This window comes from Geodermatophilus sp. SYSU D00708 (genome assembly GCF_054050115.1).
In genome coordinates, this window is record NZ_JBJGYS010000003.1 from 216,221 (window position 1) to 240,096 (window position 23,876).

The 23,876-nt window shown below is 76.7% G+C and carries 20 protein-coding genes, 1 tRNA gene and 1 pseudogene; 12 read left to right on the top strand and 10 right to left on the bottom strand.

What is annotated here, in order from left to right; translation table 11 throughout:
• The first annotated feature begins 41 nt into the window (after nucleotides 1–41).
• From ACI79D_RS04490 to ACI79D_RS04520, 7 genes are all read left to right on the top strand, one after another.
• The gene (locus ACI79D_RS04490) at nucleotides 42–725 is read left to right on the top strand and encodes a hypothetical protein (protein ID WP_456917113.1); all 684 of its coding nucleotides are present in this window, start codon (nucleotides 42–44) and stop codon (nucleotides 723–725) included.
• A 254-nt stretch (nucleotides 726–979) separates the two neighbouring features.
• On the top strand, nucleotides 980–3,967 hold the full coding sequence (locus ACI79D_RS04495) for a BTAD domain-containing putative transcriptional regulator (protein ID WP_456917114.1): 2,988 nt from the start codon (nucleotides 980–982) through the stop codon (nucleotides 3,965–3,967).
• Nucleotides 3,968–4,070: 103 nt separating this feature from the next.
• Nucleotides 4,071–4,697: an FMN-dependent NADH-azoreductase gene (locus tag ACI79D_RS04500; RefSeq protein ID WP_456917115.1), complete on the top strand. Its 627-nt coding sequence runs from the start codon at nucleotides 4,071–4,073 to the stop codon at nucleotides 4,695–4,697.
• Nucleotides 4,698–4,770: 73 nt separating this feature from the next.
• On the top strand, nucleotides 4,771–5,691 hold the full coding sequence (locus tag ACI79D_RS04505; RefSeq protein ID WP_456917116.1) for an ABC transporter ATP-binding protein: 921 nt from the start codon (nucleotides 4,771–4,773) through the stop codon (nucleotides 5,689–5,691).
• Complete coding sequence (locus tag ACI79D_RS04510) at nucleotides 5,688–6,872, top strand: ABC transporter permease (protein ID WP_456917117.1); 1,185 nt, start codon at nucleotides 5,688–5,690, stop codon at nucleotides 6,870–6,872. The genes ACI79D_RS04505 and ACI79D_RS04510 overlap by 4 nt, the downstream gene beginning before the upstream one ends.
• Nucleotides 6,873–6,965: 93 nt before the next feature.
• Entirely contained in the window at nucleotides 6,966–7,943 is a 978-nt protein-coding gene (locus ACI79D_RS04515; RefSeq protein ID WP_456917118.1) for an LLM class F420-dependent oxidoreductase, read from the top strand.
• A gap of 68 nt (nucleotides 7,944–8,011) precedes the next feature.
• Nucleotides 8,012–8,881, top strand: a complete 870-nt coding sequence (locus tag ACI79D_RS04520; RefSeq protein ID WP_456917119.1) for a tetratricopeptide repeat protein — start codon at nucleotides 8,012–8,014, stop codon at nucleotides 8,879–8,881.
• 87 nt (nucleotides 8,882–8,968) lie between these two features.
• On the opposite strand, the gene ACI79D_RS04525 is transcribed toward ACI79D_RS04520, so the two are convergent.
• The gene (locus ACI79D_RS04525) at nucleotides 8,969–9,892 is read right to left on the bottom strand and encodes an SMP-30/gluconolactonase/LRE family protein (RefSeq protein ID WP_456917120.1); all 924 of its coding nucleotides are present in this window, start codon (nucleotides 9,890–9,892) and stop codon (nucleotides 8,969–8,971) included.
• Between the two features lie 55 nt (nucleotides 9,893–9,947).
• On the opposite strand from ACI79D_RS04525, the gene ppc reads away from it, so the two are divergent.
• Nucleotides 9,948–12,746, top strand: coding sequence for a phosphoenolpyruvate carboxylase (gene ppc, locus ACI79D_RS04530; RefSeq protein WP_456917121.1), 2,799 nt, complete (start codon nucleotides 9,948–9,950; stop codon nucleotides 12,744–12,746).
• An 18-nt stretch (nucleotides 12,747–12,764) separates the two neighbouring features.
• On the opposite strand, the gene ACI79D_RS04535 is transcribed toward ppc, so the two are convergent.
• Nucleotides 12,765–13,262: a DUF1648 domain-containing protein gene (locus ACI79D_RS04535; RefSeq protein ID WP_456917122.1), complete on the bottom strand. Its 498-nt coding sequence runs from the start codon at nucleotides 13,260–13,262 to the stop codon at nucleotides 12,765–12,767.
• 36 nt (nucleotides 13,263–13,298) lie between these two features.
• Here ACI79D_RS04535 and ACI79D_RS04540 point away from each other — a divergent pair, with 36 nt between their 5' ends.
• Nucleotides 13,299–14,369 carry an inositol monophosphatase family protein gene (locus ACI79D_RS04540; protein WP_456917123.1) on the top strand — a complete coding sequence of 357 codons (1,071 nt, stop codon included), beginning with the start codon at nucleotides 13,299–13,301 and terminating at the stop codon, nucleotides 14,367–14,369.
• A 4-nt stretch (nucleotides 14,370–14,373) separates the two neighbouring features.
• Here the strand turns inward: ACI79D_RS04540 and ACI79D_RS04545 are convergent, their stop codons facing one another.
• The gene (locus tag ACI79D_RS04545; protein ID WP_456917124.1) at nucleotides 14,374–15,783 is read right to left on the bottom strand and encodes an FAD-dependent oxidoreductase; all 1,410 of its coding nucleotides are present in this window, start codon (nucleotides 15,781–15,783) and stop codon (nucleotides 14,374–14,376) included.
• A gap of 74 nt (nucleotides 15,784–15,857) precedes the next feature.
• On the opposite strand from ACI79D_RS04545, the gene ACI79D_RS04550 reads away from it, so the two are divergent.
• Complete coding sequence (locus tag ACI79D_RS04550; RefSeq protein ID WP_456917125.1) at nucleotides 15,858–16,169, top strand: putative quinol monooxygenase; 312 nt, start codon at nucleotides 15,858–15,860, stop codon at nucleotides 16,167–16,169.
• Between the two features lie 7 nt (nucleotides 16,170–16,176).
• Here the strand turns inward: ACI79D_RS04550 and ACI79D_RS04555 are convergent, their stop codons facing one another.
• Nucleotides 16,177–16,998 carry a hypothetical protein gene (locus ACI79D_RS04555; protein ID WP_456917126.1) on the bottom strand — a complete coding sequence of 274 codons (822 nt, stop codon included), beginning with the start codon at nucleotides 16,996–16,998 and terminating at the stop codon, nucleotides 16,177–16,179.
• A gap of 62 nt (nucleotides 16,999–17,060) precedes the next feature.
• Nucleotides 17,061–17,870 (bottom strand): Fpg/Nei family DNA glycosylase, encoded by an 810-nt coding sequence (locus ACI79D_RS04560; protein ID WP_456917127.1) that lies wholly within the window; start codon nucleotides 17,868–17,870, stop codon nucleotides 17,061–17,063.
• Nucleotides 17,871–17,934: 64 nt separating this feature from the next.
• Between ACI79D_RS04560 and ACI79D_RS04565 the strand changes: the two genes are divergently transcribed.
• Nucleotides 17,935–18,774 (top strand): SCO6745 family protein, encoded by an 840-nt coding sequence (locus ACI79D_RS04565; protein WP_456917128.1) that lies wholly within the window; start codon nucleotides 17,935–17,937, stop codon nucleotides 18,772–18,774.
• A 3-nt stretch (nucleotides 18,775–18,777) separates the two neighbouring features.
• Here the strand turns inward: ACI79D_RS04565 and ACI79D_RS04570 are convergent, their stop codons facing one another.
• Both ACI79D_RS04570 and ACI79D_RS04575 read right to left on the bottom strand, forming a co-directional pair.
• Complete coding sequence (locus ACI79D_RS04570) at nucleotides 18,778–20,145, bottom strand: cryptochrome/photolyase family protein (RefSeq protein WP_456917129.1); 1,368 nt, start codon at nucleotides 20,143–20,145, stop codon at nucleotides 18,778–18,780.
• A gap of 37 nt (nucleotides 20,146–20,182) precedes the next feature.
• Nucleotides 20,183–20,506: pseudogene (locus ACI79D_RS04575) on the bottom strand (GNAT family N-acetyltransferase); the annotation flags it as partial.
• Nucleotides 20,507–20,734: 228 nt separating this feature from the next.
• Between ACI79D_RS04575 and ACI79D_RS04580 the strand changes: the two are divergent.
• Nucleotides 20,735–20,807: transfer RNA gene (locus ACI79D_RS04580), tRNA-Arg, on the top strand.
• Between the two features lie 15 nt (nucleotides 20,808–20,822).
• Here the strand turns inward: ACI79D_RS04580 and ACI79D_RS04585 are convergent.
• The 3 genes from ACI79D_RS04585 to ACI79D_RS04595 all read right to left on the bottom strand — a co-directional run bounded on the left by ACI79D_RS04585 (nucleotide 20,823) and on the right by ACI79D_RS04595 (nucleotide 23,876).
• Complete coding sequence (locus ACI79D_RS04585) at nucleotides 20,823–21,821, bottom strand: anti-sigma factor RsbA family regulatory protein (RefSeq protein WP_456917130.1); 999 nt, start codon at nucleotides 21,819–21,821, stop codon at nucleotides 20,823–20,825.
• Between the two features lie 176 nt (nucleotides 21,822–21,997).
• The gene (locus ACI79D_RS04590) at nucleotides 21,998–22,837 is read right to left on the bottom strand and encodes an ABC transporter permease (RefSeq protein WP_456917131.1); all 840 of its coding nucleotides are present in this window, start codon (nucleotides 22,835–22,837) and stop codon (nucleotides 21,998–22,000) included.
• Nucleotides 22,838–22,910: 73 nt separating this feature from the next.
• Nucleotides 22,911–23,876 carry an ABC transporter ATP-binding protein gene (locus ACI79D_RS04595; protein ID WP_456917132.1) on the bottom strand — a complete coding sequence of 322 codons (966 nt, stop codon included), beginning with the start codon at nucleotides 23,874–23,876 and terminating at the stop codon, nucleotides 22,911–22,913.

The following is a 23,876-nucleotide window of genomic DNA, read 5'->3' on the forward strand; positions in this document are numbered from 1 at the left end:
CACCGACGCCCGCCCGGGGCGCCCCCTGGAGAGGAACTCCCGTGTCCATCCGCACCGACCCGGTCCGGCGGGCGCTCACCGCCGGGATCTGGGGCCTGCCCGTGTCCACCGCGCTGCTCGCCGTGGGCACCGTGACCCACCAGCCCGACCCGCGCGCCGACTTCGCCGGCTATGCCGAGTACGTCACCGGGCCGACGTTCCTGGCCAGCCACCTCGGCGCCAGCGTCCTGGGCGCGGCGGTGGGCATCGTGGGGACGGCGAGCGTGGCCCTGCTGGCCGCGCGGCCGAGCGGCCGGCCCGGCCGGACCCTCGCCGGTGCCGCCGCGGCCGTGCTGGCCACCGTGCTGAACACGGCCGTGTTCGGTGTCGCGGCGTTCGCCCAGCCGGCCATCGGCCGGGCCGCCCGCGCCGGCGTCGAGGGCATCGAGGCCGTGGACGCCGACGTCTACGGCCCCGAGCTGTTCGCCACCGCCGCGGTGGCGTTGGTCGCCTGGACGGTGGGCGCCGTGCTGCTGGGGGCGGGGATCGGGCGCAGCGGCCCTGGCCTGCGGGTCCCCGGCGTCGTCCTCGCCGCGGCGCTGGTCGTCTTCTACCCCGCCGGCATCGTGGGCAGCGTCGTCCAGCCGCTGGCGGCGGTGGTCGCCACGGTCGCGGCCGTGGCGGTGGCCCGGCGGCTGCCGCCGGTGGCGGAGGCGGCTCCCCTCGAGGCGGTCCCGGCGCGCTGAACCGTGCGCCGGCCGTGGTGGCCGCGGGGGGGGGGGGGGGGGGGGGGGGGGGGGGGGGGGGGGGGGGGGGGGGGGGGGGGGGTCGGCGGGGTGCGCCGGGGCCGCCGGGGCGGGGGGGGCGGGGGCGGCGGGGGGTGGGGGCGGGGGCGCGCGTGGTGGGCGGCCGTTGGGGGTGGATCGGGGGCCGGGCGTGGCGGCCCCGCCGCGCCCCCCCGGCCCCGCCGGCGCGCGCGGGCGCAGTACGCTGCGCGCCGGTGAACGTCCTCGTCCTCGGTCCGCTGGAGGTCCGGCGGGACGGCGACGTGGTGCCGGTGCGCCGGGGCCGGCCCCGGCGGCTGCTGCTGTCGCTGCTCCTGCAGCGGGGCACGCCGGTGTCCCCGGCCACGCTGGTCGACCAGCTCTGGGGAACCCGGCCGCCGGTCAACGCGGACAACGCCCTGCAGGTCCTCGTGTCCTACCTGCGCCGCGTGCTCGCCGGCGACGAGCTGCGCCTGGAGTGGAGCGCGGCCGGCTACCGGCTGCTGGTCGACCCCGCCCGGGTGGACGCGTTCCGCTTCGAGCAGCTGGTCCGCGGCGCGCAGGCCGCTCCCGAGGCACCGGAGCAGCTGCGGCTCGCCGGCGAGGCACTCGCGCTCTGGCGCGGCCGCCCGCTCAGCGAGGCGGCCGAGGACGACTACGCGCAGGGTGAGATCGCCCGGCTCGGCGAGCTGCGGCTCACTGCCGCCGAGCTGCGCGGCGACGCCCTGCTGGCGCTGGGCCGGCACGCCGAGGCGGTGCCCGACCTCGGCGAGCTGGTGCGCGAGCACCCGTTCCGGGAGCACTTCGCCGAGCAGCTGGTCCTCGCGCTCTACCGGTCCGGCCGGCAGGCCGAGGCGCTCGCCGCCCTGGACCGGACCCGGAGGGTGTTCGCCGAGGAGCTCGGACTCGACCCCGGCCCCGAGCTGCGCCGGCTGGCCGAGCGGGTGCTGCGCCAGGACCCCGGGCTGCTGCCGTCGGTCGGGACCGCGCCGGCCGTCGCGCCGCCGACCGGACCGGCCCCCGCGACCGCCGACGAGGAGCCGGCCGGCCCGGCCGGTCGCGCGCCCGCACCGGTGCCGGTGCCGCTGACGGCCCTGCTCGGCCGGGACGACGACCTCGCCGCGGCCGGCGCGGCGCTGGCCGCGTCCCGGCTGCTGACGCTGACCGGACCAGGCGGGGCGGGGAAGACCCGGCTCGCGGTCGAGCTCGCCGGCTCCCGGGCGGGCGAGACGTGGTGGACCGACCTCAGCGGGCTGACCGGCGCCGGCGCCGATCCGGCCGGCGTCGCGGCCGCCGTGGCCGGCGCCGCGGGCCTGCCCCTCCCGCCCGGGACCGACCCGGTGGACGGGCTCCTGCGGGCGGTCGGGAGCCGGCAGGTGCTGCTGGTCCTGGACACCTGCGAGCACGTGCTGGCCGCGGCGGCGGACCTCGTGACCGGGCTGGTCGCCGGCTGCCCGGGTCTGCGGGTGCTGGCCACCAGCCGCCGTCCGCTCGGTGTGCGGGGCGAGCGGGTGCACCCGGTCCCGCCGCTCGCGCTGCCCGGGGAGGGTGAGCGCGACCCGGCTGCGGTCGCGCGGTCGGCCGCCGTCGCGCTGTTCTGCGAGCGGGCCGCCGCGGTGCGGCCGGGCTTCGCGCTCGACGCCCGCAACGCCGCGGACGTCGCCGCCGTCTGCCGGCTCCTGGACGGCCTGCCGCTGGCGCTCGAGCTCGCCGCCGGTGCCGCCGGGGCGCTCAGCCCCCGGACGATCGCCGCGCTGCTCACCGACCGGCTGCGGCTGGTCGGGGGCGGGCGGGGCCGGTCCGGGCGGCACGCGGGGCTGCGCGCGGCCATCGACTGGAGCTACGAGCTGCTCTCGGCCGAGGAGGCGCTCGTCCTCGACCGGCTGTCGGTGTTCGCCGGGCCGTTCCCGGTCGAGGCCGCCGTCGAGGTGGCTGGTGCCGGGCTTCCCGGCGACGCGCTGGAGCCGCTGCTCGCGCTCGTGGCGCACTCCCTGCTCGCGGTCGCGGGGGAGGACCGGTTCCGGCTGCTCGACACCGTCCGGGCGTACGCCGCCGAGCGGCTGGCCGCGCGGGGGCCCGCGGAGGGCCGGGACGCGCGGGCCCGGCACGCCCGCTGGTACGCCGACCTCGCCCGGGACGCCGACCGGAACATCCATGGCGCCGACCAGGAGGGGTGGCTGGCCGAGCTGCGCCTGGCCGCGCCGGACCTGCGCGCCGCCCTGACGGCCTGCCTCACGCCGCCCGCGGCCGACCCCGCCACCGGCGCCGCGCTGGTCTGCTCGCTGTCGTGGGCGTGGTCCTTCGACGGCCGGTTCGCCGAGGCGGCCGAGTGGATCGCCGCGGCACTGGCCGCCGGCCCGCACGAGGTCCGGACGACGGCGCTGCTGCGGCTGGCCGCGGGCACGCACGCGGAGTCGCTCGGCCGGCTCGCCGTCGCCGAGCGGGAGGCCGCCGCGGCGGCGGAGGTCTTCGCCGACCTGGGGGACGCCCGCAACGAGGCGGAGAGCCTGCTGCACGTCGGCACCGCCCGCTGGGCCCTCGGCGACCTGCCCGGCGCGGCCGCGGCGCAGGACCACTCGATCGCGCTGTTCCGCTCGGCTGCCGACGACGGCGGCGCGGCGCTGGCCCTCGTGCTGCGGGCCCGCACGGCGCTCGAGGCGGGCGACCCGCAGGGCGCGCGGACGTGGCTGGGCGCCGCCGAGGACGTGCTCGCGCGGGCCGGCGACGAGCACCTCACCGCCCTGGCGCTGGAGCAGTCGGCCCGCTGCGCGCTGTTCGTCGGCGACCTGGACGAGGCCGAACGGCTCGGCCTCGCCGGCCACCGACTGTTCGAGCGGCTCGGCTACCCCGAGGGGGTCGTGGCGGCCCTGCTCACCCAGGGGCGGGTGCGGGCCGGCCGCGGGGACGTCACGGGCGCGCGGGCCCGCTACCGGCAGGGCGTCCGGCGGGCGCTGGAGCTGTGCCACCGGGCGGCCGTCGCCGAGGGGCTCGAGCTGCTGGCCGACACCGCGCGCGCCGAGGACCGGCCGCAGGACGCCGCCCGCCTGCTCGGCGCCGCGGCAGCGCAGCGGGCCCGGTACGCGCTGCCCCTCCTCCCGCTCCAGCAGCGCCTGGTCGGCGCGACCGAGGCCGCGGTCCGCGCCGCCCTGGACGGGGCGTTCGACCGGCTGGCATCGGCCGGACGCGACCGGCCGGTCCCCGAGCTGCTGGCCCTGCTGCCCTGAGCCGGCCGGCTGTCACGGGCCCGACAGCCGCGTGACAGCCGGGTGCGGAGGGTCCGGGACGTCGCGGCACCCCGCCGCGGTCCCGACGTCCCAGGAGTCCGGAATGACCCGCCTGCTGCACATCTCGTCCTCGCCCCGCGGCGAGCGCTCGGAGTCCCTCGCCATCGCCCGCACGTTCCTCGCCACCTACCGGGAGGTCCACCCGGACGCCGTCGTCGACACCTTCGACCTGTGGGACGGCACCCTGCCGGAGTTCGGGCCGGCCGCCGCCGGCGCCAAGATGACCGTGTTCGCCGGGGACACGCCCACGGGGGAGCAGGGCCGCGCCTGGTCGGCGGCCCGGGCGACCTTCGCGCGGTTCGCCTCCGCCGACCGGTACCTGTTCAGCGTGCCGATGTGGAACGCCGGGATCCCCTACGTGCTCAAGCAGTTCATCGACGTGGTCAGCCAGCCCGGCATGGTCTTCTCCTTCGACCCGGAGGCCGGGTACACCGGCCTGCTCACCGGCAAGAAGGCCGCCGTGGTCTACACCAGCGGGGTCTACGGCCCCGGCCGCGGGCCCGCCTTCGGCGCCGACTTCCAGGCGCCCTACCTGCGCGACTGGCTGCAGTGGGCCGGCATCGGCGACGTCGCGGAGGTGCACTTCCGGCCGGACCTCGCCACGGCCGACGCCGACACGGGCCGGCAGGCAGCCCATGCCGAGGCGCGGGAACTGGCGAAGGCCTTCTGAGCCGACTCCAGGTCCGCCGCGGTCCAGCCGATAGTTTCGGTGACCACCGGTAGACGACGTCCTGGGGAGTGCGGTGCTGGAGTTCGACGGTCTGGTCAAGACCTACGGGTCGCACCGGGTGCTCGAGGGGGTGTCGTTCTCCGTCGCACCGGGCTCCATGTTCGGGTTCTGCGGGGCCAACGGCGCGGGCAAGACCACCACGATGCGGATCGCCATGGGCCTGGCCCGCGCCGACGCCGGCGAGGTCCGCTGGCAGGGCCGGCCGCTGGACCAGGCGGTGCGCCGCCGGATCGGCTACATGCCCGAGGAGCGCGGCCTGTACCCGAAGATGCGGGTCGGTGAGCAGCTGGCCTACTTCGCCCGGCTGCACGGCCTGGACGCCGCGGCCGCCACCCGCGCCGCGGAGCACTGGGCCGAGCGGCTGGGGCTGGGCCCGCGCCGCCGTGACCAGGTGGAGAAGCTGTCGCTGGGCAACCAGCAGCGCGTCCAGCTGGCCGCGGCGCTGGTCAGCCGGCCCGAGGTGCTCATCCTCGACGAGCCCTTCTCCGGCCTGGACCCGGTCGGCGTCGACGCCCTCGCCGAGGCGCTGCTCGAGCAGGTCCGCGACGGCGTCCCGGTCGTCTTCTCCAGCCACCAGCTGGACCTGGTCGAGCGGCTGTGCGACTCGGTCGGGATCCTCGCCCGCGGGCACATGGTCGCCTCCGGCACGGTCGCCGAGCTGCGCCGGCGGGAGGCCGGCCGCCTGCTGCGGGTGGTCGTCCCCGACGCGCCGCAGGGCTGGGCGGCCGCGCTGCCCGGCGTGCGGGTGGTCTCCCAGCAGGCCGGGGACACCCTGCTCGAGCTGGACGGCGGCAGCGACGACCAGGCCGTGCTGGCCGCGGCGCTGCGCACCGGCCGGGTCACCCACTTCGCCTGGCGGGAGCCCACCCTCGTCGAGCTGTTCCGCGAGGCCGTGGCCGATCCGGCTCCCGAGCGTGAGGAGGTGGCGGCGTGACCGAGCCGCGCACCCCGTCGAGTGCCGCCCTGGTGCGGCTGGTCGCCGGCCGCGAGATCAGCAGCCGCATCCGCGACAAGAACTTCATCATCAGCTCGGTCGTGATCATCCTGCTGCTGATCGGCGTGATGGCGTTCCAGGTGGTCGTCAACTCCGGCGGCGCCGAGGGGCGGCTCGGCATCGTGGGCGACACCGCCCAGCTGGGGCCCGCGATCCAGGCGCAGGGCGAGGCCGTCGGCGTGGACGTCGAGATCATCACCTACCCCGACGGGGCCGCCGCCCGGTCCGCCGTCGAGGACGGCGAGGTCGACGGGGCGCTGCTCGACGGCACCGGCACCGCCCCGGAGCTGCTGGTGGAGGAGCGCGACGCGACGATGGAGGCCGTCGTCGGCGGCGCGGTCAGCAGCGTGGCCATCTCCGACCGGCTGCTGGAGGCCGGCGTGGACCTGCAGTCCCTGCCGGAGGTCGCGGTCACGCCGCTGGACGGCGCGGCTGATGACGGCCAGCGCGTGGTCGTGGCCGTCATCGGCGTGGCGGTCCTCTACGGGCTGCTGATCCTCTTCGCCCAGTTCGTCGCGCAGGGGGTGGTGGAGGAGAAGTCCAGCCGGGTGGTGGAGCTCCTGCTGGCGACCATGCGGCCCTGGCAGCTGCTCGCGGGCAAGATCATCGGCCTGGGCGTCCTCGGCCTCGGGCAGATCATCGTCATCGGGGTCGTGGGGGTCGGCGGGGCCCTGGCCTTCGACGTCGTCGCGGTGCCCGGCGAGCTGATCAGCACCGTGCTCACCGTGGTCGCCTGGTTCGTCCTCGGCTACGCGTTCTACGCGTCGGTGTTCGCCGTGGCGGCGTCCCTGGTCAGCCGGCAGGAGGACCTCGGCAGCGTGCTCACGCCGACGACGATCCTGCTGGTGGTCGGGTTCATCGTCGCGATCCAGGCCGCGGGCGACCCGACCAGCACGCTGGCCACGGTGACCTCCTACGTGCCGGGCCTCTCGCCGCTGGTCATGCCGGTGCGGCAGGCGGCGGGGGAGGCCGCGGCCTGGGAGGTGGCGCTGGCCGTCGTCCTCATGCTGGTGGCGATCGCGCTGATCGTGCGCCTCGGCGGACGGGTGTACGCCGGCGCGCTGCTGCGCACCAGCGGCCGGACGAAGATCCGGGAGGCGCTGCGGGCCGAGGGCGCCTGAAGAAGGACCCCGCCGCAGCGAAGCCCTGGGCGGGGCCGCGGTGGGCGGTACGCGAGTCGGTTGCGTCCCGCCCACTGCGGGTAGCCCGGCGGCATGGCGATGCAGCTGGGCTACACGATGATGACCGAGCAGGCCGGGCCGAAGGACCTGGTCGGTCACGTGGTGGGGGCCGAGGAGGCGGGTTTCGACTTCTCGGTCTGCAGCGACCACTACTTCCCGTGGCTCGACGAGATGGGTCACGCGCCGCACGCCTGGACGGTGCTCGGCGCGGCCGCCCAGGCGACCAGCCGCATCCCGCTGACGACCTACGTCACCTGCCCGACCTTCCGGTACCACCCCGCCGTCGTCGCGCAGAAGGCGGCGACCCTCCAGCTGCTCTCCGACGGGCGGTTCACCCTCGGCCTCGGCGCGGGGGAGAACCTCAACGAGCACGTCGTCGGCACGGGCTGGCCGCCGGCCGACGTCCGGCAGGAGATGCTGGTCGAGGCCGTGCACGTCATCCGCGACCTGTTCGACGGCGGGTACTGCAACTTCCGGGGCGAGCACTTCGAGGTCGAGTCGGCCAAGCTCTGGGACCTGCCCGAGAAGCGGGTGCCCATCGGCATCGCCGTCTCCGGGCCGCAGTCCTGCCGGATCGCCGGCGAGCTGGCCGACGCGATGATCGCCGTCGAGCCGAACGCCGAGCTCGGCGAGCAGTTCGACGCGGCCGGTGGGGCCGGCAAGCCGCGGATCGGGCAGATGCCGATCTGCTACGACACCGACCGGGCCGCCGCGGTCACCCGCGCGCACACGCTGTTCCGCTGGTTCGGCCTGGGCTGGAAGGTCAACGCCGAGCTGCCCGGGACCCAGGCCTTCGACTCGGCCAGCCAGTTCGTCCGCGAGGAGGACGTCGCCGGGAGCATCCCCTGCGGGGACGACGTCGACGCGGTGATCACCGCCGCCAAGGAGTACGCCGACGCGGGCTTCACCCACCTCGCCCTGGTGCAGATCGGCGGGGACCAGCAGGCCCCGTTCCTCGAGTGGAGCCGGCGGACGCTGATGCCGGCCTGGCGGGAGGCGTTCGGCGGGTGAGGCGGCGCACCGCCTCCGAGGGGTGAGACGCCACCGTCGGGGGACGACGCGGCGGTCCCGGTGACCCGATGATCACCGCCATGGGGAGGGACCTCGACGGGCGCCTCCGGCGGCTGCGCGCCTGCCGGGACGCCGACGTGATCATCGAGCTGGGCTGCGACCTGGCCGAGGCCGGGCGCGACCGGGACGCCGAACACTGCTTCCGCCGCGCGGCCGAGCTCGGCGCCTCGCTGGGCTGGTTCAACCTGGGCAACACCCTGGCCGCCCGTGGCCAGGTCGAGGAGGCCGTCGACGCCTACGAGCGCGCGCTGGCCGGCGGTGAGCGCGACGCCTGGGTGAACCTCGGGCTGGTGCTCGAGGAGCTCGGAGACCTCGCCGGCGCGATGGAGGCCTACCGGGGCGCCGGTGCGGCCGGGGATCCCCAGGGGGCGCTGCAGCTGGCCTTCCTCCTCCACGAGCAGGGCGAGCGGGAGCAGGCGCTGACCGTCGCCGGCGAGGTGGCCGGGACCGGGGACCCGATGGCCGCCGCGGTGGTCGCCGGCTGGCGGTGGCGGGAGACCCAGGACCCGGCCCTGGAGGCGGACCTGCGGGCCGGGCAGGGGCACTTCCCCGGCACCCGCGTGGCGCTGGCCGCCCTGCTGCGGGAGACCGGCCGGCCCGCGGAGGCGCGGTTCGTCCTGGAGCGGGGGGCGAAGCTCGGGGAGGCGCAGGCCTGGCTGCCGCTGGGCAACCTGTACGCCGACGAGCTGCACGACGAGGAGGCGGCCGAGGAGGCCTACCGGGCGGGCATCGCGGCCGGGGACACCTACTGCCACCACAACCTGGCGGTGCTGCTGGCCCAGCGCGGCGACCTCGACGGCGCGGTGGAGCACCTGCGGCTCGGGGCCGCCGACGGCGACGACCTGGCCGCCCAGGCGTTGCGCGACCTCGACGGCTGAAGGAGGACGCCCCCTCACCGTTCGTCCCGCGCCCGGCCCCCTGCAGGGGCCCGCCGCGAGCCTGCGAGTGGTGGGGAAGGGGTCCTCCTATTGGCGCAGGTTGCCGAGCGGACCGCGGTAGGGGGACGCCGGCGGGCCGGTCACCCCGGGGCGGGCCGTGAACAGCCGCCCCGCGTCGGGCTGGGCCGCCCGCGCGGCGTCGTCCATCCCCTCGGCGGACGTGCTGATGACCAGCAGGTCCCGCCCCGGCCCTGCGAACGCGCAGCTCGACGTCTGGGCCACCGGCACGTCGACGACCGCGAGCAGGTCGCCCGTCGGCGACCACCGGCGCACCTGTCCGGCGCCCCACAGCGCTGTCCAGAGGCACCCCTCGTCGTCGACGGTCAGCCCGTCGGCCACGCCGTCGTCCCCGGAGAGGTCCAGCAGCACCCGGCCGTGGCGGAACGACGCGTCGGCCGGGTCGTAGTCGAAGGCGTGCACGAGGCCTGGCCCGGAGTCGGCGAGGTACACGACCGAGTCGTCGGGCGACCAGCCGATGCCGTTGGAGACGGTGAGCCCGTCGAGCACCGTGGTGACGGTCCCGTCGCGGTCGAGGCGGTACAGGGTGCCGGCGCCGGGCCGCTGGTCGAAGGCCATCGTCCCGGCGAAGAACCGTCCGGCCCGGTCGCACTTCGCGTCGTTCATCCGGGTGCCGCCGTCCTCGGGGGTGCCACCCTCGCCGGCGAGCGCGATCAGCGGGCGAGCGGTGCCGTCCTGGGCCAGGTGGGTGAACCCGCCGTCCGCGGCGAGCAGCCAACCGCCGTCGGCCGCCGGGACGACGGCGCCCACGGTGCTCCCGCCCCGGGCGACGGCGGTCTCGGTGAGCGCGCCGTCGGCCGAGACCGCGGCGCGGCGGACCGCCCCGGCGGTGATGTCCACCCACAGCAGCTCGCCGCGGACGGCGTCCCAGGTGGGGCCCTCCCCGTGCTCGGCGGCGGGCGGGGCGGCGGGGGAGGCGGTGAGGCGCTGCACGGGGGGGAGGTCCCCAGGACACGCGCCCGTCACACGGGCGGTCGATACTGCACCGGTGTCGGAAGCCACCGTCGACGTCGCCGACCTGCGCCACCACGGGGGAGAGTCGGGGGACGACGCCGACGCCCCGCTGCGTGAGGACATCCGGTTGCTGGGCCGGGTCCTCGGCGAGGTGATCGGCGAGCAGTCCGGGGACGACGTCCTGGAGCTGGTCGAGGCCACCCGGGTGGAGGCCTTCCGGGTGCGCCGCTCGGAGGTCGACCGCGCCGAGCTCGCCGACCGGCTGGGCGACCTCGACATCCGCTCGGCCAACCACGTGATCCGCGCGTTCAGCCACTTCTCCCTGCTGGCCAACCTCGCCGAGGACCTCCACCACGAGCGGCGCCGGCGCTTCCACCGCCGGGAGGGCTCCCCGCCGCAGGAGGGCAGCCTGGCCGCGACCTTCGACCTGCTCGACGCCGCCGGGCTCGACCCCGACGTCGTGGCCCGGGAGCTCGCCGGCGCGCTGGTCTGCCCGGTGGTCACCGCGCACCCGACCGAGGTGCGGCGGCGCACGGTCTTCCGCGTGCAGCGGCAGGTCACCGAGCTGATCCGCCGCCGCGACCGCTCCACGCCGGGGGAGGCCGAGGACCCGGAGTGGTCGGCCGAGCTGGAGCGGGCGGTGCTGACCCTGTGGCAGACGGCGTTGCTGCGGCTGTCCCGGCTGCGGCTGGCCGACGAGATCGACGAGGCGCTGCGCTACTACGAGCTGTCGCTGTTCGAGGTGGTGCCGGCGATCAACGCCGAGCTGCGCCGGGCGCTGCGCGCGCGCTGGCCCGGGGTCGACCTGCTGCCCCGGCCGATGCTGCTGCCCGGCTCGTGGATCGGCGGGGACCGCGACGGCAACCCGTTCGTCACCGCCGACGCCGTGCGCCGCGCCAGCACCCGGCAGGCCGAGACCGCGCTGGGCCACCATCTCGCCGAGCTGCTCGTGCTGCACGACGAGCTGTCGATGTCCGACCGGCTGGTCACGCCGACCCCGGAGCTGTACCGCCTCGCCGAGGCGTCCCGCGACGACTCGCGGTTCCGGGCCGACGAGCCCTACCGGCGCGCCACCTACGGCGTGCACGCCCGGCTGGCGGCCACCGCGCAGCGAGTGCTCGGGCACGTCCCGGGTCCGCCGCCGCACACCGACCTGGAGCCCTACGAGTCCCCCGCCGAGCTCCTGGCCGACCTGGCGACGATCGACGCGTCACTGCGCACCCACGGCGCCGGCGCGCTGGCCGACGACCGCCTGGCGCGGCTGCGGGAGGGCGTGGAGGTCTTCGGCTTCCACCTGTGCGGGCTGGACATGCGGCAGAACTCCGCCGTGCACGCCGAGGTGCTCGCCGAGCTGCTGGCCTGGGCCGGCGTCTGCCCCGACTACGCGGCGCTGGACGAGGACGCGCGGGTCGGGCTGCTGGTCGGCGAGCTGCGGATGCGCCGTCCGCTGGTCCGGCCCGACGCGCAGCTGTCGGACACCGCCCGCGGTGAGCTCGACGTGCTCACCGCCGCCGCCGAGCAGGTCGCCGCGCTCGGCCCGCGGGCGATCCCGAACTACGTGATCAGCATGTGCGAGTCGGTGAGCGACGTCCTCGAGGTCGCCGTCCTGCTCAAGGAGGTCGGCCTGCTCGACCCGGACGGCGAGGACGGCCCCACCTGCCCGGTCGGGATCTCGCCGCTGTTCGAGACGATCGAGGACCTCCACCGCGCGGCGGAGACGATGACCGCCGTCCTCGGCCAGCCGCTCTACCGGGCGCTGCTGGCCAACCGTGGGGACGTGCAGGAGGTCATGCTCGGCTACTCCGACAGCAACAAGGACGGCGGCTACCTGGCGGCCAACTGGGCGCTGTACCGGGCCGAGCTGGCGCTCGTCGAGGTCGCCCGGCGCGAGGGCATCCGGCTGCGGCTGTTCCACGGCCGTGGCGGCACCGTCGGCCGCGGCGGCGGGCCCAGCTACGACGCGATCCGGGCCCAGCCGCCGGGAGCGGTGTCCGGGGCGCTGCGGATCACCGAGCAGGGCGAGGTCATCGCCGCCAAGTACGCCGAGCCCGACCGCGCCCGGCGCAACCTCGAGGCGATGGTGGCCGCCACCCTGGAGGCGACCCTGCTCGACGTCGAGGGCCTGGGGGACGCGGCGGAGGACGCGTACACGCTCTTCGACGACCTCGCCGAGCGCGCCCGGGCGGCCTACCGCGCGCTGGTGCACGAGACCCCCGGGTTCGTCGAGTGGTTCCGGGCGGCCACCCCGATCGGCGAGCTCGCGGAGCTCAACATCGGCAGCCGGCCGCCGTCGCGCAAGGCCGGCGACTCCATCGCCGACCTGCGGGCGATCCCGTGGGTGTTCAGCTGGTCGCAGGCGCGGATCATGCTGCCCGGCTGGTACGGCACCGGCACCGCGCTGGAGAGCTGGGTGGCCGGGGACGAGGATCGGCTGGCGCGGCTGCGCGAGCTGCACGAGCGCTGGCCGTTCTTCCGCACGATGCTGTCGAACATGGGCATGGTGCTGGCCAAGACCGACCTGGGGCTGGCCGCCCGCTACGCCGAGCTGGTGCCCGACGAGGAGCTGCGGCACCGGGTGTTCGACCAGGTCACCGCCGAGCACGAGCGCAGCTGCCGGATGCTGCTGGCGATCACCGGCGACGACCACCTGCTGGCCGACAACCCGTCGCTGGCCCGCTCGATCCGCAACCGCTTTCCCTACCTGGAGCCGCTGCACCACCTGCAGGTCGAGATGCTCCGCCGCCGCCGCGGCGGGGACGACGACGAGCTGGTCCGCCGCAACATCCAGCTGACCATCAACGGCATCGCCACCGCCCTGCGCAACAGTGGCTGAGCGGTCGGTGCCGCCGGGTCAGGAGGCGTGCGCCGGCGGGCGGTACCGGTGGGTGAACAGCCGCCCGACCCAGGCCAGGACGCCGACGACGAACACGCCGACCAGGACCACCGCTCCCGGGGACAGCGTGTCGCTCCCGGTGAGCGCCGCGTGCCCGACGAACGCGAACACCCCCGTCAGCAGGAGGAACGTCGCCGTGCTGACGTGCAGCAGGTCGTCGACCAGCCGGCGGCGCAGCTCCGGTTCGCGCTCGGGCGTCTTCCAGTACCCGGGGTGCGGCACGGTGACGTGCTCCAGCCGCACCCTCCGCACGAACGCGGCCAGCCCGGCGAACAGCGCGGCCGTCCCCGCGGCGGTCCCCACCGCCACCCACAGGAACGCCGCCCGGCTGCCGTACCGGTCGGCGGTCAGTTCCGCGGCGAAGTGCAGCGGCACCCGCTCGGGCAGCACGACCGCGAGCACGGCGACCTCCACGAGCAGCACCAGCAGGCTGGCGCCGAACACGGCCCTCGTCATGGGCGCAGCCTGCCAGGCCCGGCCGGGAGGGGACAGGTGACGGGCGCCGGCTCCGGCGCGGTGGCGGTGGGTGGCCCGCACCTGGTCGCGGCCGGCGCGGCGCTCGGCCTGCCCCCGGCCGCGCTGGCCCCGGCGCTGACCGACCCCAGCCTGCGGCTGCTGGTCGGCGAGGGCGGGACGGCGCTGCTGCGGCGGGAGTGGGACGACGACGGCACCGCCCAGGCGGTCGTGCTGCGCCGCGCCGGCCTGCGCGCCGACGCCGCGGCCGTGCTCGCCACCGCCGCGGCCTGGGGCTGCGACACGATCCGGACGGGGGACGACGTGGTCCCCGTGCCGCCGCCCCCGCCGGAGGCGCCGCTGGCCGAGCGGTTCCTGCACCTGGCCGCGCTGGCCGCCACCCGCGTCGAGGTCGCCGTCGCGCTCGCCCGGGACGCCGGCCCCGGCCGGGTCAAGGACGACGGCAGCCCCGCGCTGGCCGCCGACGAGGCCGCGCACACCGCCGCCGCGGAGGTGCTGGCACCGCTGGGCGTTCCCCTGCTCAGCGAGGAGCGCCGCGACCGGCAGGTCGCCGACGACGCCCCCTGGGTCGTGCTCGACCCGCTCGACGGCACCGGCAACTTCCGCGCCGGCCTGCCGCCGTGGGCGTTCTCCGCGGGGCTGGTCCAGGACGGCCGCCCGGTGGCCGGGCTGGTCGCCGACCTGTCGTCGGGGCGCCGCTGGGCCGGGGCGGCCGGCTCCGGCGCCCGCCGTGACGGCGTGCCCATCGCGCCGCGACCCGGCGGGACACTGGTCGCCCCCACCGCGCCGGCGGGAGAGGCCGTCGCGGTGCCGCCGGACCTGCGCCGGGTGCGGGTCACCGGCTGCACTGCCGTCGACCTGTGCCTGGTCGCCGACGGGTCCGCGGCCGCCTGGCACGACGTCGACCGCAGCGGCACCCACGTCCACGACGTCGCCGGCGGGCTGGCCGTGCTCGCCGCGGCCGGCGGGGTGGCGCTGGATCCCGACGGCGCGCCGCTGCTCCTGCCGCCGGACACCGGGACGCTCATCCGGCTGGTCGCCGCCGGCAGCGAGGAGACCGCCCGGGCGCTGCTGGGCACCGTGCGCTGAGGCGTCAGCGGGCCCGGGCGGCCGCTTCCCGGACCGCCGCCATCAGCGACTCCCACTCGTGCAGCGTGGTGCGGGCCCGCCCGCGGGTGGCGCCCAGGGCGACCTCGGCGGCGTCGATGGCCCGCCAGTCCTCGAGCAGCACCGGGTCGGCGCCGCGCGTCCGCAGCTCCGACACCAGGTCGTCGACCCCGCCGCCGCCCGGGCGCAGGACGCCGGCGGCGACGTCCTCCAGCAGCGCGGCGACGGTCTCCCGGGCGTCGTGCTTGTTGGTGCCGACGACGCCGGTCGGGCCGCGCTTGATCCAGCCGGCCACGTACTCGCCGCGCGCGGGCCGGCCGTCGCGCAGCACCCGGCCGGCCTCGTTCGGCACGACGCCGCGGCGCTCGTCGAGCGGCAGCTGCGGCAGCCCGCAGCCGCGGTAGCCGACCGAGCGGACCACCAGGTCGGCCGGCAGCACGGTCGTCTCGCCGGTGCCGGAGACCCGCCCGTCGGCGTCGACGACGGTGCGCTCGACCTCGACGCCGGTCACGCGGTCCTCGCCGAGCAGCCGCACCGGCCGGGAGTAGAAGCGCAGCCGGAGCGGCGTCCGGCCGGGCTCCAGCGTGTGCCGCGCCCACTCGTGCAGGACGTCGAGGTTGCGGTGCACCACCCGGTCGGCGTCGGCCCGCTCCTGCGCGGCCGGGTCCAGCTCCAGGTCGGCGGGGTCGACGAGCACCGTGGCCTGCGCCAGCTCGTCGAGCTCGCGGAGCTCCTGGGTGGTGAAGGTGGCCTGCGCCGGACCGCGGCGGCCGAGGATGGTGACCTCCTGCACCGGCGCCGCGGCCAGCGCGTCGAGCACGTGCTGGGGCATGTCGGTCGGCTCCAGCTCGGCCGGGGTGCGGGCCAGCACGCGCGCGACGTCGAGCGCCACGTTGCCGACCCCGATGACCACGGCCGACCGCGCCCCGGCCAGCGCGGCCTCGACCCTCGCCCGGTCGGCGTCGGGGTGCCCGGTGTACCAGGCGACGAGGTCGGTGGCGGCCAGGCTGCCCGGCAGCTCCTCGCCGGGGATGGCCAGCTGCCGGTCCAGCGCCGCGCCGTAGGTGTAGATCACCGCGTCCACCGCACCGAGGAGGTCGGCGCAGGAGACGTCCCGGCCGATCTCGACGTTGCCGACGAACCGCACCGAGGGGTGGTCCAGTGCGCGGTGCAGCGTGTCGCGGATGGCGCGCATCTTGGGGTGGTCGGGGGCGATGCCGTGCCGCACCAGGCCGAACGGCGTGGGCAGCCGGTCGATCAGGTCGACGGCGACCGGGACGTCCTTCTGCCGTGTCAGCGCCTCGGCGGCGTAGATGCCGGCCGGTCCCGCGCCGACGACGGCCACCCGCAGGGGCGGCACGGGAGACGGGGGACCGGGGTCTTCGTCGACCGACACGAGAGGCATCCTGACCCGGCCGGGTGGGAATGCACCAGGCATCCGCCCCCGTCCCCGATCCCTGGAGCGCACCCGTGGCCGTCGTCGTCGTCGCGACCATCACCCCCCAGCCCGAGCACCGGGACGCCGTCCGCGAGGCGGTGCTGGCCGCGATCCCGCAGGTCCACGACGAGCCGGGCTGCCGGCGCTACGCGCTGCACGAGGGGCAGGACGGCCGCCTGGTGATGGTCGAGCAGTGGGAGAGCCCCGAGGAGCTGGCCGCCCACGGCAAGGCCGAGGCGCTCACCGCGCTGGGCCGGGCGCTGGAGGGCAAGCTCACCGGCGCGCCCGAGGTGCAGGTGCTCACCGCCGTCCCGGCCGGGGACGAGGCCAAGGGCGCGCTCTAGGGCGGTCTCAGTCGCAGGCGACGTCGTGGTCGAGCCCGTGGTCGACGTACTGGGTGAGGACCACGTCGCCGCCCTCGACCAGCGGGGCCCGCCGACAGTTCGCCCGCGCCGCCTCGGGGCTCGAGGCCCCGGCCAGCCAGCTGTCCAGGCCGTGCAGCGGGCTGCGCTCGGGGACCTCGCCGACGATGCGGCGCCACTGCGAGCCGGTCGAGTACAGGCCCACCTCGGCGCCGCGGCCGGTCAGGTAGGCGGTCATCCCCTCGAGCGCCGCCCGGTTGCGCTCCCGCGCGGCGGCCGACCCGGCCTGCCAGGTGTTCATCGTCTCGACGTCGAGCCACCAGCGGTGGGCGCCCGGGTCGGGGTCGACGTCGGCCTCGTCCGCGGCGCGGCCGAAGAACGCCTCGACGTCGACGTAGGCCCGCAGCCAGCCGTACTGCCACGAGCAGGCCATGCTGTTGTCGGCCTCGCAGCTGCCGTAGGGCGTCTGGCCGCTGAACGGCCAGGTGTGCACCTCGTCGAGGACCTCGCCGGGGTTGGCGGTGTTGACGTAGAGCTGCAGCCCGGGCTGGCCGGGCACCTCGCCGGTCGCCTCGGCCGCCCAGGCCAGCTGCTCGGCCAGGCAGGGGTTGGGCTTGGTGGCCAGCCCGCCGTTGACCCCCACGACCGCGAAGGGGAACTCCTCGGGCAGGTCCTTCCCGCACTGGGGGTGCGAGACGTCGTAGCCCACCTCGGCGCCGTCGTCGGTCGAGGCCGCCGCCGAGGGCAGCCCCACCGCGAGACCGGCGCACGCGAGCACGGCGACCAGGAGGGCGCGCAGCGTGCTCGGCATCCTGGCAACGGTACCGGCGGCCGTGCGCCCGGTCACTCACCCGGGCGGGTCAGGAGGCCGGCTCAGGCCGCCTGGCAGACCGGGCACCAGTGCAGGTTGCGGCCGACCATCTCCTGGGTGCGCACTTCGGTGCCGCAGATCCGGCAGGGCAGGCCGGTGCGGCGGTAGACGTAGTGCGCGTCCTCCCGCTCGACCGCGCCGCGCCGGCGGCTGCGGTCCTCCGGCCGGGTGGTCACGATCCGGCCCATCCGGACCCCGGCGCGCATGAGCACGACCAGGTCCGACCACATCCGCGCCCACAGGTCGGCGTCGACGTCCCGGCCGGGCCGGAAGGGCGACACCCGGTGCCGGAACAGCAGCTCGGCGCGGTAGACGTTGCCGACGCCGGCGAGCACCGACTGGTCCATGAGCAGGGCGCCGACCGCGGTGCGGCTGCCGGCGATCCGCCGGTGCGCGGCGGCCGCGCCGCGCGGCGACCGCAGCGGGTCGGGGCCCAGCCGCGCGAGGATGCCCTCCACCTCGGCGGTGGTGAGCACCTCGCAGGCGGTCGCGCCGCGGAGGTCGGTCCACACGCCGGCGCCGTCGGGACCGTCGCCGACCCAGCGCATCCGCAGCGCCCCCCTCGCCGGCGGCGGGGTGCCGGTGCCCGACGTGTAGGAGCCGTACAGCCCGAGGTGCACGTGCAGGGTGTCGGCGCCGAAGCAGGCGAACAGGTGCTTGCCGTAGGAGGTCACCTCCTCGAGCACCCGCCCGTCGAGCAGTGCCGCGCCCTGGGCGAACCGGCCCTGCGGGCTGGTGACGTGCACCGGGCGGCCGGCGAAGGCCAGCGACTGGTCCCGGGCCAGCCGGAACAGGGTGTGGCCCTCAGGCACAAGCGGCTCGGCAGGTCACGTCCCCAGCTTCCCCCCTGACCTGCGCACCCGCCACGATGGCCCGGTGACGCAGGTGACACCGCGGCTGGGGCGGACGGCGTGGGGTGCGCTGGAGACGGTCCACGTGGTGGCCTTCTTCGCTCCCGAGGTGCAGGCCGCCTACGACCGGTTCGGCGTCGAGGCGACCCGCGCCGGCTACTTCGCCGCCCGCGCCTCGGCCCTGGGCCCGGTGGACCCGGCGGTGGTGACGGCGCTGTTCTACGTGTTCTCGCCCGGCCTCGTCGCCGGAGCGGTGCCCGCCGTGTGGGAGGTCGCGCCACCCGCCGAGTGGGCGGCGGCCCGGCGGGGCGCGGTGGCCGCTGCGCTCCACCGGGTCCTCGGCGAGCCCGACGTGGCCGAGGCCGCCCAGCTGGCCCGGGAGGCGTGCACGGGGCTCCCGGTCGCCGGGCGACCGTTGTACGCGGCCTGGACCGGCGTGGAGTGGCCGACCGACCCGCTGCTGCAGCTGTGGCACGCCGGCCTGCTCGTGCGCGAGCACCGCGGCGACGGGCACCGGACCGCGCTGATGGCCGCCGGGCTCGACCCGGTCGAGGCGCTGGTGACCGGCGGCCTGGCGTCGGACAGCACCGCGTTCGTGCGCACCACCCGCGGCTGGACCGACGAGGAGTGGGCCGCCGGGGTCGAGCGGTGCCGGGCGCGTGAGCTGGTGGACGACGGCGGGCTCACCGCGGCCGGCGCCGCGCTGCGCGCACAGGTCGAGGACGCCACCGACGTCCTTGCGCTGCCCGGCTGGGCGCACCTCGGGGCGGACGGGGCACAGCGGCTGGTCGAACTGCTCGCCCCGCTGCGGGAGCGGTTGTTCGACTCCGGCCTGCTGCCCGCCTGGATCCGCTCCCGCGGCTGACCCTCAGCGGGCGGCGCGCACTCGCTCGTAGCGGTCGAGGGCGACCCGGCGCTCCTCGGCGTGGTCGACGATCGGCAGCGGGTAGGCCTCGGGGACGCCGTCCGGACTGCGCCAGGGCTCGTGCACGAACCGGGCCGGGACGTCGCGCAGCTCGGGCACCCAGCGCCGCACGTAGGCGCCGTCGGGGTCGAACTGCTGTCCCTGGCGGACGGGGTTGAAGACGCGGTGGTAGGGGGAGGCATCGGTGCCGGTGCCGGCCACCCACTGCCAGCCGTGGTTGTTGCTGGCCAGGTCGCCGTCGACCAGGTGGGCCATGAAGTGCCGGGCGCCGCGCCACCAGTCGACGTGCAGGTCCTTGACCAGGAACGACGCCACGACCATCCGGACCCGGTTGTGCACGTACGCCTCGCCGAGCAGTTGGCGCATCCCCGCGTCGACGATCGGGTAACCGGTGCGGCCCTGCGCCCCGGCGGCGAACCGCTCGTCGGCGTCCGGGCCGGTGTCGTAGGTCATCGCCCGCATCCGCCGGTCGAACGCCTCGCGGTGCGTCTCGGGGCGGTGCCAGAGCACGTCGGCGTAGAACTCCCGCCACGCCAGTTCGTTCGCGTAGCTCGCCGCGGACTCGCCGGTCTCCTGAGCGAGGTCGGCCAGCAGCGTGCGGGGGTGCAGGCAGCCGTACTTCAGGTACGCCGAGAGCCGGCTGGTGCCGTCGGTCCCCGGGGTGTTGCGGGTGTCGCGGTAGCCGGCCAGCCGCTCCTCGCGGAAGCGCCGCCACGCCGCGCGGGCGGCGGCCTCCCCGGCCGGGGGCAGCCGGACGCCGTCCGGCGCGGGGGCCGGTGGCGGGGCGTCGGACGGGACGCCGGTCTGCCAGGGCACCGAGCGCGGTCGCGGGGCGGGGGCGCGCCAGCCGTGCTGCCGCCAGGCCCGCGCGAAGGGGGAGAACACCCGGAACGGCGTCCCGTCGGCCTTGGTGACCCGGCCGGGCGTCACCGCGTACGGCGAGCCGGTGCGCACGAGCGGCACGTCGCCGAGTGCCCGCTCGACCGCCGCGTCGCGCTGCCGGCCGTAGGGGCCGGCGTCGGCGCTGACGTGCACGCCGCCCGCGCCGACCTCGCGCACCAGCTCGGGCACGACGCGCGCGGGGTCCCCGGAGCGCAGCACCAGCGCGCCGCCCACCGCCGCGCCGAGGTCGGCGAGGCAGTCGAGCAGGAAGCGGCGGCGCGGCACCCCCGCGGGGTCCCACAGCCGCGGGTCGACGACGAACAGCGGCAGGACGGCGCCCTCGGGACCGGCGGCGTCGATCGCGGCCAGCAGCGCCGGGTGGTCGGCCAGCCTCAGGTCGCGGCGGAACCACAGCAGCGCGGTGGGCACCCGCGCCAGCCTAGGCAGGCGCGGGTGGACCCGCAGGTCAGCGGTCGGCGGTCTCCAGGCCGAAGTGCGGCCGGTCGGCCTCGGCGACCAGGTCGAGCTCCTCGGGGTGCTGCTGGATGTAGTGCCGGACGAACGAGCAGTAGGGGAGCACGTGCAGGCCGCGCTCGCGGGCGGCGTCGAGGACGCCCTTCACCAGGGCCTTGCCGATGCCGCGCCCGCCGACGGAGGGGTCCACCTCGGTGTGCGGCAGCGTCATGGTGCCGTTCTCGACGTGGTAGCTCGCCAGGCCGACGACCCGGTCACCGAGCACCACCTCGAACCGCCCCCGGTCGGGGACGTCGACCACGCTCGTCTCCATGCTCGTGCTCCACCTCCGCTTGCCCCGGCGCCGTTGCCGGGTTCGACATGCGTACTGGAACGGTAACGCCTCGCAGCGCCTCTGGGTTTCCCCTCAGCGGGGGACGGGCGTGTCCCGGACGCCGGCCGTCGGGAGTGTCGCGACGCCGGCTCCCGGGCGTCCCCGCCGGAGCGCAACGGCGGCGTGCCAGGATGGGGACGGCGTCCCCGGCCTCGCGCTCGGGGCCGTCACGGCCCCGTAGCTCAGGGGATAGAGCAACGGTTTCCTAAACCGTGTGTCGGAGGTTCGAATCCTCTCGGGGCCACCTGCAGCGCTCCGGTCAGGCCCAGCGACTGGTCAGCCGCACGCTGGTGCCGTCCGGATCGCGGCGGACGGCGACGTGGTCGCAGAGCTGGCGGGCCAGCCACAGACCCATGCCGCCGTGGGAGAGGTCGTCGCCGTGCGCAGGGCCGTACCCGGCGAACGGGTCGGCCAGGCCGTGACCGGAGTCGCGGATGGTGCACACCAGCTGCCCGGGTGCGCTCCACAGCCGCAGGCCGGCGGGCGGGCGGCCGTGCCGGACGGCGTTGGAGGTCATCTCGTCGACGGCCAGGAGGAAGTCCTCGAGGACGTCGGGCGGCCCGTCGACACCGGCCAGGTGCTCGCGGACGGCGTGCCGGAGGCCGGCGTAGTCGGTGATGTCGTCGTCGGCCAGCGCCGGGACGGTGTCCTCCAACGGCTCGGCGGGCACCGGCAGGGCGCGCAGGTACGCAGCGGGGTCGACGAAGTCGGGGTTGTCGACGCGGCCGGCGGCGGTGACCAGCCGTGGATGGGTGTGCCGCGCGGTGGCCAGGACCGGCTCGGGGAGGTCAGCGGAGAACACGCACAGCCCCCACAGTGGGAACGGGGCGAACGCAGCGTTGATGACCGCCTCGTAGGCCTGCCACTCCCGGCGGTCGGCGGCGGTGGTGCCGAAGTCGACCTCCCCGACCACCCGGACCCGCAGTCCGGGGGCGGCGTGCTCGGTGGCGAACCGGCGGAAGGCCGTGATCGCCGTCGGTGTGCGCGACCGGTACAGGGCGTGCCGCTCGACGACGATCACCCGTGGGTCGTTGCCCACGGCCTCGCGCAGGGGTCCAGTGGCGCCCGGTCCCACGGCGATCACCGCGGCGTCCCCGGCCGCGAGCCCGTCGCGCAGCCACGGGGCGGCGATCGCGGCCATCTGCTCGGCCGTGTCGTACACCAGGGCCTCGTGCCGGAACCCCGGCGACGGGCGCTCGGCACCGGGGCCAGCGCCCACCACGGCACCGGCGGGTCGGGTGCCCTCGCTGCGGTGCACGTCGTCCGCCCTCCGTGCTGTCGGCCGTCCCGGTGATGAGGGCCAACGTGGTCACGGTGCCGCTCGCCGGGGGCTGTACCCCTCACCCGGCCGCCTACGCCGTCGCCGGGCGACATGGCCAGAACGGGTGAGGCCGGGCGCCGGTGGAGGGTCCACCGGCGACGGGACGGCCGGCGTCAGACGTCGCGGCGGGTGAACACCAGTGCGGTCAGGCCCCACACCATGGCCACCCAGAGGACCGCCCACAGCAGGTAGGCGACCGTGAGCGGGGCCTCGCTGAGGAACGGCGAGCCGGCGAAGTCCAGCCCGAGCGGGGTCGGGTCCTGGAACGCGTGCATGGCGCCCCGCCACAGCCCGTCGGTGGGCAGGATGACCCGCGACACGGTGCCGACGCGGGCCACGCCCTCGTTGCCGAGCACGTCCCCGACGCTGCCCACCACGCCGGCCACCCAGGTCGCGCCGAACAGCCCGACGGCGACCACCCCCGACGCCATCGGCGAGATCACGCTCGACAGCAGCAGGGCGAGGGTGAGAAGCACGACCGTCTGCCCGGCCAGCAGCGCCAGGCCGGCCGCCGGGTCGGGTGGCCAGTAACCGACCGCCCACCCGACGACGAGGAACTGCGCGAGCCCGGCGACCACCACGTAGCCGGAGCCGAAGGCGACCAGCCCGAGCCACTTGCCGAGCAGCACGGCCGAGCGGCGCACCGGCCGGGCCAGCTGCGCCAGCGCCATGCCGGACTCGATCTCCCCGGCAAGAGTGGGCCCGGCCAGGAACGCGGTGCCCAGCGCGGCGATCAGACTCAGCCCGAACATCACCAGGTTGAGCAGCGTGGAGGCGAACAACCGGGCCTGGCCGGAGGTGAGGTCCCCGAACTCGGTGTCCAGGCCGGCCAGTCGGGAGAAGCCCCAGCCGCTGAGCCCCAGCAGCGCGACGGTGAGGACGGCGAGGGCCCACACCACCCGCCGGCGGACCGCCTCCCGCAGGGTGAGCCCCGCGACGGTCAGCACGCTCACGGGCCCTCCTCGCTGGCGCTCGTCGGCCGCGTTCGCGGCGCTGCTGTACCCCTGCGTGAGCTCGCGAGCTCGCTCACGGCACACCCTCCTCGCCGCGGAGGATGCCCAGCAGCCGCTCCTCCAGGCTGATCCGTGCGGGCTCGACGGCGTGCACCGAGACGCCCAGGGCCACCAGGTCGGCGACGAGGCGGGGCACGGTGCCGCCGTCGTCGTCCGCCGGCAGGGCGACCGTGAACCGGTCCGCGCCGCCGGTGACCGGCCCGGCCGCCCGCAGCCGCGCCTCGGCGCGGCCGTCGACCCCGGTGAGGTGCAGCCGGACCTCCCGCCGGCCGAGCAGCTCGGCCAGCGTGCCGGCGGCCGCGACCCGCCCGTGATCGAGGATGACCACGCGGTCGCAGACCCGCTCCACCTCGCCGATCAGGTGCGAGTTGAGCAGCACCGCCACACCCTGCGCCTTGAGCGAGAGCACCAGGTCGCGGACGTCGACCCGGCCGAGCGGGTCCAGCGCGCTGGTCGGCTCGTCGAGGACCACCAGCTCGGGCCGGCCGACCAGGGCGACGGCGAGGCCGAGCCGCTGCTGCATGCCCTTGGAGAACCCGCCCACCCGGTCGCCGGCCCGCCCGTCGAGGCCGACCGCGGCCAGCCGCTCGCGTTCCTCGTCCGCGGTCATCGGCACCCGCGCCAGCCGCGCGTGCAGGGCCAGCACCTCGGCGGCGGTGAGCCACTGCTGGTAGCGGAACAGCTCGGGCAGGTAGCCGACCCGCAGCCGGGACTGCGGGTCGCGTCCCGGGCGACCGAGCAGCACCACGTCCCCGGCGTCGGGGCGGACCAGCCCGAGCAGCATCTTGATGACGCTGGTCTTGCCCGCCCCGTTGGGGCCGAGCAGGCCGACCACCTCGCCGCGCCCGACGGTGAACGAGACGCCGTCCACCGCCGTCCGGCGCCCGTACCGCTTGCGCAGCCCGGAGCACCAGACGGCGGGGGAGGCGGGCAGCTCGGCGACGAGCTGGGCCGCGGTGCGGGTGTCCTCCAGCGACAC